Raw genomic sequence first — 12,828 nt, forward strand, 5'->3', positions numbered from 1 at the left:
CAGGAAGCATGCACGACAACGCCCCCGACGACCGGTACCGGTATGACCTCCTGGTCGTCGGCTCGGCCAACGCCGACCTGGTGATCGGCGTCGAACGCCGCCCCGCCCCCGGCGAGACGGTGCTCGGCTCCGACCTGGCCGTCCACCCGGGCGGCAAGGGCGCCAACCAGGCGGTCGCGGCAGCCCGGTTGGGAGCCCGTACGGCGCTGCTCGCCCGGGTCGGCGACGACAGCCACGGCCGGCTGCTGCTGGAGAGTCAGCGCGCGGCGGGTGTGGACACGGACGGCGTCCTGGTCGGCGGGGCCCCGACCGGGGTCGCGCTGATCACCGTGGACCCCTCGGGCGACAACAGCATCGTGGTGTCCCCGGGCGCCAACGGGCGGCTGACCCCCGAGGACGTACGGGCGGCGGCCCCGCTGCTCGCCGCCGCGCGGGTGGTCTCCGTACAGCTGGAAATCCCCCTGGACACGGTCGCGGAGACGGCGCGCGGTCTGGGGGCGGGGGCCCGTCTCGTCCTCAACCCGTCCCCGCCCGCCCCGCTGCCCGACGAGGTCCTGGCCGCCTGCGACCCGCTGGTGGTCAACGAGCACGAGGCGCGGTACATCCTGGGCGAGGCGGCGGGGGACACCCCGCACGACTGGGCCCCGGCCCTTCTCGCGCTGGGCCCGCGCTCGGTCGTGATCACCCTGGGCGCGGCGGGCGCCCTGGTGGCCGACAGCCGTACGGACTCCCTGGACCACCTGGTCAGCCCGAAGGTCGGGGCCGTCGACACGACGGGGGCCGGTGACGCGTTCACCGCCGCCCTGGCCTGGCGCCTGGGCCGGGGCGACGACCTGCGCGAGGCGGCGGCCTTCGCCGTACGGGTGGGGGCGGCGGCCGTGATGTCGAAGGGCGCGCAGGCATCGTTCCCGACGCTGGAGGAGGTCGACGCGCTGTGAAGAAGTCGGGCATCCTCAACCGCCACCTGGCCGGAGCGCTGGCCGAACTCGGCCACGGCGACGGGGTGCTGATCTGCGACGCGGGCATGCCGATCCCGCCCGGCCCGCGCGTGGTCGACCTGGCCTTCCGCGCCGGGACCCCGTCGTTCGCCGAGGTGCTGGACGGACTGCTCGACGAACTGGTGGTGGAGGGAGCGACGGCCGCCGAGGAGATCCGCGACGCCAACCCGGCGGCCGCGGCGCTCCTGGACGGTCGCTTCCCCGGGCTGGAACTGGTCCCGCACGACGAGCTGAAGGCGCGTACGGCAGCGGCGCGCCTGGTCGTACGGACGGGGGAGGCCCGGCCGTACGCCAACGTGCTGCTGCGGTGCGGGGTGTTCTTCTGAGCGGTTGAGCGGTTGAGCGGGAACGGTACGGGGAGAAGACGGGCCGCACCCTGATCAGGCTGCGGCCCGCCGGGACTCGAGAGGCCGCGTCCGGTCAGCCGTCGCCCGCTTCCCGCGCCACCCGTTCCAGTCGGCTGCGATGGTTCTCCCACCATGCCCGGTCCTCCGGTGGCATGCTGTCGTTGCCCTCCGAGTGCCCGACGCTTCCGTCGATGAGTTCTCGCACGATGTCGGCGTGGCCGGCATGGCGCTGGGTATCGGAGATCACGCGCACCAGGATGTGGTGCAGCGTCACCTCTCGTCGTTCCTCCGGCCACCAGGGGACGTGACCGATCGTGTCGAGCGTCAGCGTCTCGATCGTGCTGTCGGAGTGTCGCCACGCCTGGTGGTACAGCCCGACGATCTCCTCGCGCGACTCGTCCGCGGTCGCCCACATGTCCGCGTTGGGCTCCGCGTCCTCCGTGTACCACCACGGCGGCGGTTCCTCCTGGAAGAACGGCCGGCCGAACGTGTCGCCGAAGTAACCCAGTTCTATACCGGCGACGTGTTTGACGAGTCCCAGGAGGTTCGTGCCCGTGGGGGTCAGCGGACGGCGGATGTCATGTTCAGACAGCCCCTCCAGCTTCCACAACAGGGCGTCCCGCCCGTCCCGCAGGTAGCGGAGAAGGTCGGCTTTCGGGTTCGGTTCGATCATGCCGGACAGCTTTGCACCCGGCACTGACAGTCGGCTTCCGCCGCACGGCACGAGACGCTGCCGACACGCCCTGCCCCTGCCTCTGCCCATTCCCAGGCGCGGACGAGGCAGCCGGACGCCGGGCCGGGGGTCCCAGAGCCGGGACACCAGCTCCGCCAGCGCCTCCGCCAACGCGTCGAGTCCCGGTCCCGCCGGGCCGCCCGGCTCGCTCATGTAGGTGTCGCGGCGGATCTCGATCATCAGGGCCGTGACCCGGCGGTCCGTGCCGTAGTGCTTCAGTGGGACGTACGTACCGGCGAAAGGGCTGTCGACGCCCGTGCCGCCGAAGCGGGCGAACGCCGTCTCCGCCAGGGAACGCAGCTCCGGCGGGGTGTGGAACGGGTCCGTGCCCAGGCAGACGGGCGGGCGCGGGCCCGTGCCGTGGAGTTCGTACGGGAGCGGGGCCGTCGGGTACGAGTGGACGTCGAGGATCACCGCGCGGCCCGTGGCGGCGATCCGGGCGTCGACCGCTTCCGTCACCGCCTGCGCGTACGGGTGGAAGTACCGCTCCAGCAGCGGGCGTTGGTCGACATCCGGAGCACGCAGCCGTTCCCGGTGCGTGGTGTGCGTGTAGACCGCGCCCATGCCCACGGCGCGCATCTCCTCCCGGTCGTCGGGGAACCGTTCGGGGTCGACGACCAGGCGGGAGAGGGTGTTGACGAAGCGCCAGGGGCGGGCGGCGGCGCACCCGGCCGCGTCGGCTGCCCGGGCGGCCAGTTCGGCCGTGTGGGAGTCGGTGATGTGGTCGAGTTCCCGCTCCAGGGCACGGTCGTCCAGGACGATTCCGTCGCGTACCTCCCCGGGAAGCGTCCGGGACCCGTGCGGTACGTGCAGCAGTACCGGGGACTCGGGGCTTCCGGGGAGGAGGCGGAACGACGGCTGGGGGACGGTGCTCATGGAGCGGGTCCTTCACGGGTGGGGCCGGGGCCCCGATTGTTTCATCCGCGTGGTCAGTCGGCGGAGCCGATCACCGGGTAGTGGTCGGAGAGGTTCGTGTACGTGTAGTTCTTGCCCCAGCTGGAGACCGTCCAGGGGGCGCTCCGCTCCTTGATCACGTCGTTGTTCCAGCCCGCGGGCTTCGCGTGACCGGCGCGGTGCAGGACGTGGTCCAGGTCCTCACGGGGGTCGTTCGGGTAGCGCTCGGAGGCGATCGAGTTGTCGCGGGTGTCGAAGGAGTAGATGTGGCCCGTCTTGGTGTCGGGCGCGGCCAGGTCGGCGTCCTTGAGGAAGGAGGCGTACTCGGCGGAGTGGCCGTCCACGTTGAAGTCGCCCGCCACGATGACCTGTTCGGAGGCCGGGATCTTCTTGGCGTCCAGGAAGGCGTCCATCGCCTTGAACTGGCGGCTGCGCATCCTGGCGGCCTCGCCCGCCGAACAGCCGGGGTCGGTCGACTGCGCGTGGGTGCCCACGACATGGACGCGGGTGCCGTTGACGTTCAGCACGGTGTACGCGAAGCCCTTGTTCGACCACCAGTCGGCGCCGCAGGCGTCCTTGTAGACGTACTGCTCCTTGCGCACGATCGGCCACTTGCTCAGGATCGTGACCCCGCCGTCCTCCGGGGTCGTCGCCGAGTACGAGCCACCGGTGGCGTCCCAGCCGCTCTTGCTCCGGCCGACCACCGGGGTCTGGTAGGGGTACTGGGCGGCGGAGTTCCGCAGCAGCGCGTCCGAGGCCCCGTTGTCGAAGGCTTCCTGGATCACCACCACGTCGTTGCCCCGGAAGAACGACGTCTTCGGGATCTCTGCCGCCCGGTGGTCCTGGCCCCAGTTCGGGTACAGGGTCTTGCTGAAGAGGAACGCGTTGTACGAGAGCACCCGCAGCGAGGGGGTGTCGGCGGTCGTGGCGGCCGTGGCCGAGGGTGCGTTCACGGCCAAGGGGACGGCAGCGAGCGCGGCGGTGAGGGCCATCGCGGACAGGCGGCGGGAAGCGGAGTGCGGCACGAGGTCTCCTGCTGAATGAGTGGGGGCGTACCGGGTGGCACCCATCAAAGCAGCGGCAGTTACCCACGGGTAGACATCGGATGCCAGGAGTCTGTCCGGCTCGCTGACATCAGGATTCAGCCAAAGATCAACTCGGCGTAGACGATCAGGTTGTCCACGGGGTGGCCCTCCGCGTCGAACGCGCCGTCGCAGGTGATCAGCCGCAGTGTGCTTTCCTGGGTGGCCCCGTAGACACGTTCGGTGGGGAACGCCTTCTTGGCGACCGTCTCCTTGCCCGTGACCCTGAAGCTCAGGGACGTGCCGTTCGTGTCGCGGACGCGCACCTCGGCGCCCTTGCGGATGTCCTTGAGGTCGTGGAAGACGGCCCGGCCGAAGCGGGTGTCGTTGTGGCCGATCAGCACGGCCGGTCCCGGCCCGCCGGGTACGGCTCCGCCCGTGTACCAGCCCGCTGTCATGCCCTGTTCGGCGGGCGGGACCTCGACCGTGCCGTCCGCGTTGAGCCCCAGACGCATGAGGGAGCTGCGGATGTTGAGGGAGGGGATGGAGAGATGGGCGGGGGCCGGGCTGTCCGGGGAGGCCGACGGCTGGTGTGTCGCGGTGGGGGCCGGGGCGGAGGCCGTCGCCGGGGGCTCGGTGGCTGACGGTACCGGTGCCGGTCCCGCGCAGCCCACCAGGGCCGCGCAGATGACGAGGGCGGACAGCAGAGGGGCCGTTCGCGGTCGGCGGGTGGGGGAGGAGGGGCGGATGGGCATGGGGCTGGCTCCAGGAGGTGACCCGACCACCGGCTGTGGCCGCCGCCCGGTGCGGGGCGGCGGCCACAGCGGTGTCAGGGGTGAGGGGTGACGGTGGGTCAGCCGTTGCGGCGGCGCAGCACGAGGGTGCCCGCGCCCGCGAGCAGGGCGGCTCCGGCCACCGAACCGGCGAGGGCCGTCGTGCTGTTGTTGTCGCCCGTACCGGCCGGGCGCTCACCGGCCGCCACACCACCGCGCGGCGCGACCACCGGGGCGGCGGCCTCCTCGGGTGCCGGTGCCGCAGGTGCCGGGCGGTCGCCCGCGGCGACGCCACCCCGGGGTACGGCCGAGGGGCGGGCCTCCTTCGGCGCGGCCTCCCTCGGCGCCTCCTCGGCGGCCCTCGCCCGCTCCGGAGAGACCGACGGGGTGCTCTCGGCGGGCGCCGACGGCCGCGGGGACGCGTCGGCGAAGGCCGCGGTGGACGGGACCAGCACCGCGGCGGCCGCGACGGCGGTGAGCGCGGCGGTGCGCAGGGAGAGACGAGCGGTCGAAACGGTCATACGGGCGGCTCCATTCCATACGGTGCCCCGTGACGGGCCCGGGTGCGGTGTGCACCGGGTACGGGGCGGTGGAGCCAGGCTCGCCGGAAGTTATGAGGAAGCTGTCAGGGCGCTGTGGCCATCCCGTCAGGTCGCCCCCCAGGGTCGTCCCCCCGGTCGTCCCCCCCAGGTCATCCCGTCAGGGCGGCCCTCAGGCCATCCCGCCAGGGCGGCCCGCTCGGCTTCGGTCACCCTGTCCGCGCGCGGGCGCGGTGGCCGGGAGGCGGAGCGTGAAGGCCGAACCCGTCCCCTCCGTACTGCTCGCCTCCGCCGTCCCGCCGTGCGCCTCGGCCAGCTTCCGGACGATGGCGAGGCCGAGGCCGCTCCCTCCCGTACGGCGGCTGCGGGACTTCTCCGCACGCCAGAAGCGGTCGAAGACGTACGGGAGGTCCCCGGCCGGAATGCCGGTCCCGGTGTCCGCCACCTCGATCACGACCTGCCCGGCCCCTGACCCGCCCCCGCCCTCCGGCCCGGCGCCGCCCCCGCCCCCGTACGCCCGTAGCGCCACCGTCCCGCCCGCCGGAGTGTGCCGTACGGCGTTGGAGACCAGGTTGCCCACCGCCTGCCGCAGCCGGACCGGGTCCGCCTCCAGGGCCGGGGCCGGAGCGGTGGTCACCACGGTCAGGGTGACGCCCGCCGTCTCCGCGCGGGCCTGATGGGCGGCGGCCACCTGGCCCAGCAGTTCGTGGACGCGCACCGGTCCGGGGTGCAGCCGCAGCGCCCCGGCGTCGGCGGCGGCCAGGTCCTGGAGGTCGTCGATGATGTGCTGGAGCTGCACCGCCTCCTCCAGCAGCGAGGAGACGAACGCCGGGTCCGGGTCGGCCAGACCGTCCTGGGCCGCCTCCAGCCAGCCGCGGATGTTGCTCAGCGGGGTGCGCAGCTCATGGGCCACATCGCTGACCATGGCCTTGCGCTGCGCCTCCAGCCGCGCCCGGTGCGCGGACATGCCGTTGAACGCGGCGGACAGCCGGCCGATCTCGTCGTCCCCCGCGACCGGGACGGAGGCGTGCTCCTCGCCGTCCCGCATCCGCTGCGCGGCCCCGGTCAGCGCGTGCAGCGGGCGGACCAGCCGGGCGCCCGCGAGCACCGAAGCGCCCACGGTCAGCGCCAGGACCAGTGCCGCTGCTCCGGCGATCTTCGCGGTGTTGGCGGGGGAGAGATCGAAGCCGGGCACCGTGGCACCGCCCTCGTCGCCGATGAACAGGAGCGCGGGGGAGGCCACGTACGAGCTGAGCTGTTCGCTGCGGGCCGTCCCCACGCACGAGGCGATGGCCCGGTCGTCCTCCCCGGTGAGCTCCCGGGGCGGCTCGACGGCCGGTGCGGGGCGGGCCTCGGTCGCGTCGCCCGGTACGGGCAGGGGCCCGGGCGCGACGGCCCTCTCGCCCCAGGAGAGGTCCCGGTTGAGCCGCACACCGCCGCGGTCCTGGCGCTTCAGACAGGCGTCGGCCAGCTCGTTGAGCGCGCCGAGGGCCTTCTTCTCCGTACGGGTGGGGGCGTCCAGGTCCGCGGGGTCGCACCGGGTGCCCAGCGCCCGTTCGGGGTCGTTGCCCACCATCTGCACCCGGGGCCGTCCGCTCGGCCCGACGACCACGTCCGCGGCGATCCCCGCCCGGTTCAGGCAGGCCGCGTTCCGGTCGGCGGTCCGCCGCAGCGCCGTACGCTCGGCTGCGGGCAGCAGGAACGGCCCCACCGCGCGCGGGTCGATCCGGTCGGCGGCCGTCCCCTGCCCCTCGGCGGACCGGGCGGCCAGGACGGTGTCCACGGACAACGGGTCGACCACGGCGGAGGCTTCCGGCGGCAGCGCGGGCGCGTCCGGCGCGGTCGCGGAGTCGGCGAGCGGCTGCCTGCTCTGCGTGGTCAGCGCGACGCGGCGGCCCGACTGCTCGGCCAGCTCCCGTACCGTCGCGTCCACCCCGTCCCAGGTCGGGTGGCGGGCGGCGTAACCGAGCAGGGTGTCGTAGATCCGGGCGTCGGCGGTGAGGTTCTGGCCCTGCTCCTGCTTGATGGCGCCCGAGGTGGTCTGGACGGCGAGCCAGGCGGTGGCCGCCACCGAACACGCGGCCACCAGCGCCGACACCCCGAGCAGCCGCCCCAGCAGACTCCGCCGCAGCGGCACCCGCGAGGACCGGTTCCTAGCCACGCCGAGCGGCTTTCGCCTTCGCCGGGTCGGTCAGCTTGTAGCCGACCCCGAAGACGGTGAGCAGGCGCACCGGCCGCCGGGGAGCGGGCTCGATCTTCTTGCGGAGGTTCATGACGTGCACGTCGACCGTCCGGTCGCTGATGTAGCGGTCGAAGCCGTGCAGTTCCTCCAGCAGCCGCTGACGGCTGAACACCCGGTCGGGACCGGCCGCCAGCGCGGCCAGGATGCGGAACTCGCCCCGGGTGCACTCCACCGGCTCGCCGTCCACCGTCACCTCGTGCCGCTCCGGATCGACCACCAGGCCGCCCACCCGCAGGACGGGGTCCTCGGGCGCCGGGGCCGCGCCGCCGCCCGGCCGCCGGGTGCGGCGCAGCAGGGTGCGGACGCGGGCCATCAGCTCGCGCGGGCTGTACGGCTTGGACATGTAGTCGTCCGCGCCGAGGTCGAGCCCGAGCAGCAGGTCGTCCTCGGTGGTGCGGGCGGTCAGCATCAGCACGGGCAGCTCCCGGGCCTCGGCCCGCAGCACCCGCACCACGTCCAGCCCGTCCGCCCGGGGCATCATCACATCGAGGACGAGGAGGTCGGGCTCCCGGTGCCGTACGGCGTCGAGCGCGGCGAGGCCGTCGCCCACGATCCGTACGGAGTGGCCCTCCCGTTCCAGATAGCGGCGTACGAGCTCGGCCTGCTTCTCGTCGTCCTCGGCAACCATGACATCTGCGCACACGCCCCCGATCGTAGAGCGGGGCCGCGGACCCGGGTGTCGATCTTGTGATCAAACCTGTGCAGATGTCGTACGAGAGCGATCACCGGAGGGTGGGTGTGCCGTCGAAAAGTGGGCAGGAAAAGGGGCTGATCGGCCCCGACGGTTCACGGAACCTCCTTATAGTGGTGCCGCGTTGATCGTATGGTCGCAACGCGCGAAGCCGTCGCCACTGGAGTCCGTACGATGACGAACCCCTCGTCCGCCACGCCCGCGTCCCCGGCCGGTACCGGCGGCGGCTGCCCCATGAGCTCCGGCCCGGGAGGCACGGGAGGCACAGCGGGTACGGGAGTTCCAGGAGCCGTTCCGCTCAGCGGCCCCGGCTTCCACACCGAACCCCAGGCGCTCTACCGCGCCATGCGGCGCGACCACGGCCCCGTCGTCCCCGTCGAGCTGCCCGGCGGCTTCCCCGCCTGGCTGGTGATCGGCTACCGGGAACTCCACCAGGTCACCAGCGACGGGGAGTTGTACCCCCGGGACGTCTCCCTGTGGAACCAGTGGGAGAACATCCCCGCCGACTGGCCGCTGCTGCCCATGGTGGGGACCCCCATGCCCTCCATCTACTTCACCGCCGGGGCCGAGCACCGCCGCCATGCCGACATGGTCGTACCGGCCCTGGAGGCGGCCGACCCCTTCGAGATCCGGCAGCACTGCGAGCAGCTGGCGGACCGGCTCATCGACGCCGTGTGCAGCCGGGGCACCGCCGACCTGGTGGCCGAGTTCGCCGAACCGCTCCCCGTCCTCGTCCTCGCCCGGCTCGTCGGCTTCCCCGACGACGAGGGCGCCGACATCGCCCGGGTGCTCAAGGACCTGGCCGACGGCGGGCCCGACGCGCAGAAGGCACACCTGCGCTTCGGCGAGCACATGCACCGGCTCGTCGCGGCCAAGCGAGCGCACCCCGGGGACGACGTGACCTCCCGGATGCTCGCCCACCCCGAACCCTTCACGGACGAGGAGTACGCGCTCGACCTCATGGCCATCACGGCCGCCGGGCACCTCACCACCGCCGACTGGATCGGCAACTCCACCCGGCTGATGCTCACCGAGGACCAGTTCGCCGACTCCCTCGCCGGTGGCCGGCACAGCGTCGCCGAGGCCATGAACGAGGTGCTCTGGGAGGACGGCCCGACCCAGATCCTGGCCGGGCGGTGGGCGTCACGGGACGCCCGGCTCGGCGGGCGGAACATCGCCCGCGGCGACATGCTGCTCCTCGGACTCGGCGCCGCCAACGCCGATCCCCACATCCGCCAGCAGGTCACGGACGCGGTGGTGCGGTCCGGGCGGGGCGGCAACAGCGCCCACATGGCGTTCAGCCACGGTGAGTACCGCTGCCCCTTCCCCGCGCAGGAGATCGCCGAGATCATCGCCCGTACCGGGATCGAAGTCCTCCTCGACCGGCTCCCCGACCTCGAACTGGCAGTACCGGCAACGGAGCTGGTGCGCAGGCCCTCCGCCTTCCTGCGCGGAATGACCTCGCTGCCTGTCCGCTTCACCCCCGTACGCACGACAGGAGACGCATCGTGAACTGCCCGCACACCGCCGCCGCGCAAGCCGACCGGAGCACCGGGGTCATCGCCATCGACCCCATGGTCCAGGACCTGGACGGGGAGACCGCGCGGCTGCGCGACGCCGGAGTGCTCGCCCGGATCGAGCTGCTCGGGGTGCCCGCCTGGACGGTCACCCGGCACGCCGAGGCCCGTCAACTCCTCGTCGATCCACGGCTGGTGAAGGACATCGAAGCCTGGGAGCTGTGGCGAACCGGAGTGGTGACACGTGCATGGCCGCTGATCGGCATGATCGACGCCGGGCGCTCCATGTTCACCGTGGACGGGGCCGAGCACCGGCGGCTCCGCACCAAGACCTCGCAGGCGCTCACCCCCCGGCGGCTCGAAGCGATCCGTCCCGCCATCGAGAAGTTCACCGACGAACTGCTGGACAACCTCGACGCGGCGCGCGGCGAGGACGGCGTCGTCGACCTGAAGGCGGTCTTCGCCCAGCCGCTGCCGATGAAGGTCGTCGGGATGCTCATGGGCGTCGACGAGTCCCAGCACCCGATGCTCACCCGGCAGTACAAGGCGTTCTTCTCCATGCTCACCCCCCAGGAGGAACGCCTCAGACTCCTCGCCGACCTGGACGTCTTCTACACCGGCCTCGTACGGGAGAAGACCGCCCATCCCACGGACGACCTCACCAGCGCGCTGATCCTGGCCGAGGAGGGCGGCGAGCCGCTCACCGAGGAGGAGGTCGTCGGCAATCTGAAGGCGATGGTCGCCGCCGGGCACGAGACGACGATCGGGCTCATCCTCAACGCCGTACGCGCCCTGCTCGCCCACCCCGACCAGCTGGCGAAGGTGCGCTCCGGCGAGGTCGGCTGGGACGCGGTGGTCGAGGAGACGCTGCGCTGGGACACCCCCACCACCCACCTGCTGATGCGGTTCGCCACCGAGGACATCACCGTCGGCGACACCGTGATCAGGAAGGGTGAGGGGGTCGTCATCTCCTACCGCGTCATCGGCCGCGACCTCGAGCAGCACGGCGAGGACGCCGACGCCTTCGACATCACCCGCCCCACCCGCAACCGCCACATGACCTTCGGTCACGGCCCCCACATCTGCCCCGGCGCCGCGCTCTCCCGGGTGGAGGCGGGCATCGCCCTGCCCGCGCTCTTCGGCCGCTTCCCCGGCCTGCGGCTCGCCGTCCCGGACGAGGAGATCACCAAGCTGCCGGTGATGACGCAGAACGACATGGCTGCCTTCCCGGTGCTGCTGGGCTGAGGGGGAGCCGCTGGGCCGACCCGGAGCCCGGGCCGGTCCGGGTGCCTGTCACCGCGGCCCGGTCCGGGGCGGCGGTGACCGGTACTCCATGCCCCGCCCCCGAGTGAGGTACATCACGCAGAGTTAAATTCTTGGCATACATTCCGGCGGACGGGGGAGGGGCCCCGTCCGCTGGTGTGGCCGTACCCCGGTCCACCGCGCAGAACGCCCCCGGCCGAACCGGCGGGGGCATTTCGGGTACGGAAGGCTAAACACGACATGTCGGCGCTCAGCACCATCCACATCGACGGCACCTGGCGGGCCGCCGCCTCCGGCGCGACGCGCGAGGTCATCGACCCCGCCGACGCCACCGTCCTGGCCGTCGTCGCTGAGGGCGGCACCGAGGACACCGACGCGGCGATCGCGGCGGCGCGCCGCGCCTTCGACGACGGCCCCTGGCCGCACAAGCCCGTCGCCGAGCGGGCCGCCCTGCTGCGCCGGGTCGCCGAGCTGCTCCAGCGGGACCGCGAGGAGATCGCGATCACCGAGAGCCGCGACACCGGCAAGACCCTCGAAGAGGGCCGGGTCGACGTGGACGACGTGACCAACGCCTTCCGCTACTTCGCCGACCTGGTGATGAACGAGAGCGGCGGCCGGGTCGTCGACGCGGGCGACCCCGACGTGCACAGCATCGTCGTCCACGAGCCCGTCGGCGTCTGCGCCCTGATCGCCCCCTGGAACTACCCCCTCCTCCAGGCCAGCTGGAAGATCGCCCCCGCCCTCGCCGCGGGCAACACCTTCGTGCTCAAGCCCAGCGAGGTCACCCCGCTCTCCACCGTCCACCTGATCAGGCTCCTCGCCGAGGCCGGCCTCCCCGACGGGGCCGCCAACCTCGTCACCGGCGCGGGCGACCCCGTCGGCGCCCGGCTCTCCGAGCACCCCGACGTGGACCTGGTCTCCTTCACCGGCGGCCTCGCCAGCGGTACGAAGGTGGCCCGGGCCGCCGCGCCCACCGTGAAGAAGGTCGCCCTGGAGCTCGGCGGCAAGAACCCCAACGTGGTCTTCGCCGATGCCTGCGCCACCGACGAGGGCTTCGACACCGCCGTCGACCAGGCCCTGAACGCCGCCTTCTTCCACAGTGGCCAGGTCTGCTCCGCCGGGGCCCGCCTGATCATCCAGGACAGCGTCAGCGAGCGCTTCGTCACCGAACTGGCCCGCCGCGCCGACGCCATCCGCCTCGGCCGGGGCACCCTCGACGGCGTCGAGTGCGGCCCCCTCGTCTCCGCCCAGCAGCTCGCCAAGGTCGAGGCGTACGTGGCCTCCGCCCGCGAGGAGGGCGCGATCGTCCGGGCCGGTGGCGAGCGCCCGAAGCCCAACGACGTACGCCCCGAAGGCGGTTACTTCTACCGGCCGACCGTCCTCGACGGCTGCCACCGCGAGATGAAGGTGGTCCGCGAGGAGACCTTCGGCCCGATCCTCACCGTCGAGACCTTCCGTACCGAGGAAGAGGCCATCACCCTGGCCAACGACACCGACTACGGCCTCGCGGGCGCCGTCTGGACCACGGACGCGGGCCGCGCCCGCCGGGTCGCCGGACGACTGCGCCACGGCACCGTCTGGATCAACGACTACCACCCCTACCTGCCGCAGGCCGAGTGGGGCGGCTTCGGCAAGTCCGGTACGGGGCGTGAGCTCGGCCCCACCGGCCTCGCCGAGTACCGCGAGTCCAAGCACATCTACCAGAACCTCAACCCGCGCCCCCAGCGCTGGTTCGCCGGCTGACACCTGCGGGGACCGGGCGCCCACCCGACCCGCCCGGTCCCGCCCGGCTGTTCGCAGCACCACGCA

At 72.8% G+C, this 12,828-nt stretch carries 11 protein-coding genes and 1 pseudogene; 5 read left to right on the forward strand and 7 right to left on the reverse strand.

Annotated features, from left to right (window positions below; translation table 11 throughout):
• The first annotated feature begins 8 nt into the window (after window positions 1–8).
• Both B7C62_32015 and B7C62_32020 read left to right on the forward strand, forming a co-directional pair.
• Window positions 9–938, forward strand: a complete 930-nt coding sequence (locus tag B7C62_32015; GenBank protein ARF76395.1) for a ribokinase — start codon at window positions 9–11, stop codon at window positions 936–938.
• Window positions 935–1,324, forward strand: coding sequence for a D-ribose pyranase (locus tag B7C62_32020; protein ARF76396.1), 390 nt, complete (start codon window positions 935–937; stop codon window positions 1,322–1,324). Before B7C62_32015 ends, B7C62_32020 begins: the two co-directional genes overlap by 4 nt.
• Before the next feature lie 94 nt (window positions 1,325–1,418).
• On the opposite strand, the gene B7C62_32025 is transcribed toward B7C62_32020, so the two are convergent.
• From B7C62_32025 to B7C62_32055, 7 genes and pseudogenes are all read right to left on the reverse strand, one after another.
• Entirely contained in the window at window positions 1,419–2,018 is a 600-nt protein-coding gene (locus B7C62_32025; protein ARF77467.1) for a hypothetical protein, read from the reverse strand.
• Window positions 2,019–2,162: 144 nt separating this feature from the next.
• Window positions 2,163–2,954 (reverse strand): annotated as a pseudogene (locus tag B7C62_32030) (N-formylglutamate amidohydrolase).
• 53 nt (window positions 2,955–3,007) lie between these two features.
• Window positions 3,008–3,997: a sphingomyelin phosphodiesterase gene (locus B7C62_32035; protein ID ARF76397.1), complete on the reverse strand. Its 990-nt coding sequence runs from the start codon at window positions 3,995–3,997 to the stop codon at window positions 3,008–3,010.
• 116 nt (window positions 3,998–4,113) lie between these two features.
• The gene (locus B7C62_32040; GenBank protein ARF76398.1) at window positions 4,114–4,749 is read right to left on the reverse strand and encodes a class F sortase; all 636 of its coding nucleotides are present in this window, start codon (window positions 4,747–4,749) and stop codon (window positions 4,114–4,116) included.
• Window positions 4,750–4,847: 98 nt separating this feature from the next.
• Window positions 4,848–5,288, reverse strand: coding sequence for a hypothetical protein (locus B7C62_32045; protein ARF76399.1), 441 nt, complete (start codon window positions 5,286–5,288; stop codon window positions 4,848–4,850).
• Between the two features lie 190 nt (window positions 5,289–5,478).
• On the reverse strand, window positions 5,479–7,437 hold the full coding sequence (locus tag B7C62_32050; GenBank protein ARF77468.1) for a two-component sensor histidine kinase: 1,959 nt from the start codon (window positions 7,435–7,437) through the stop codon (window positions 5,479–5,481).
• 22 nt (window positions 7,438–7,459) lie between these two features.
• Window positions 7,460–8,176, reverse strand: a complete 717-nt coding sequence (locus B7C62_32055; GenBank protein ID ARF76400.1) for a DNA-binding response regulator — start codon at window positions 8,174–8,176, stop codon at window positions 7,460–7,462.
• 237 nt (window positions 8,177–8,413) lie between these two features.
• On the opposite strand from B7C62_32055, the gene B7C62_32060 reads away from it, so the two are divergent.
• The 3 genes from B7C62_32060 to B7C62_32070 all read left to right on the forward strand — a co-directional run bounded on the left by B7C62_32060 (window position 8,414) and on the right by B7C62_32070 (window position 12,762).
• Window positions 8,414–9,751 carry a cytochrome gene (locus B7C62_32060; GenBank protein ARF76401.1) on the forward strand — a complete coding sequence of 446 codons (1,338 nt, stop codon included), beginning with the start codon at window positions 8,414–8,416 and terminating at the stop codon, window positions 9,749–9,751.
• A complete protein-coding gene (locus B7C62_32065) occupies window positions 9,748–11,001 on the forward strand; it encodes a cytochrome (protein ID ARF76402.1) in 1,254 nt (417 codons plus the stop codon). The genes B7C62_32060 and B7C62_32065 overlap by 4 nt, the downstream gene beginning before the upstream one ends.
• 258 nt (window positions 11,002–11,259) lie before the next feature.
• Window positions 11,260–12,762: a betaine-aldehyde dehydrogenase gene (locus tag B7C62_32070; protein ARF76403.1), complete on the forward strand. Its 1,503-nt coding sequence runs from the start codon at window positions 11,260–11,262 to the stop codon at window positions 12,760–12,762.
• Window positions 12,763–12,828: the final 66 nt, after the last annotated feature.

It is taken from the genome of Kitasatospora albolonga, from assembly GCA_002082585.1.
GTDB classification, from domain to species: Bacteria; Actinomycetota; Actinomycetes; order Streptomycetales; family Streptomycetaceae; genus Streptomyces; species Streptomyces stephensoniae.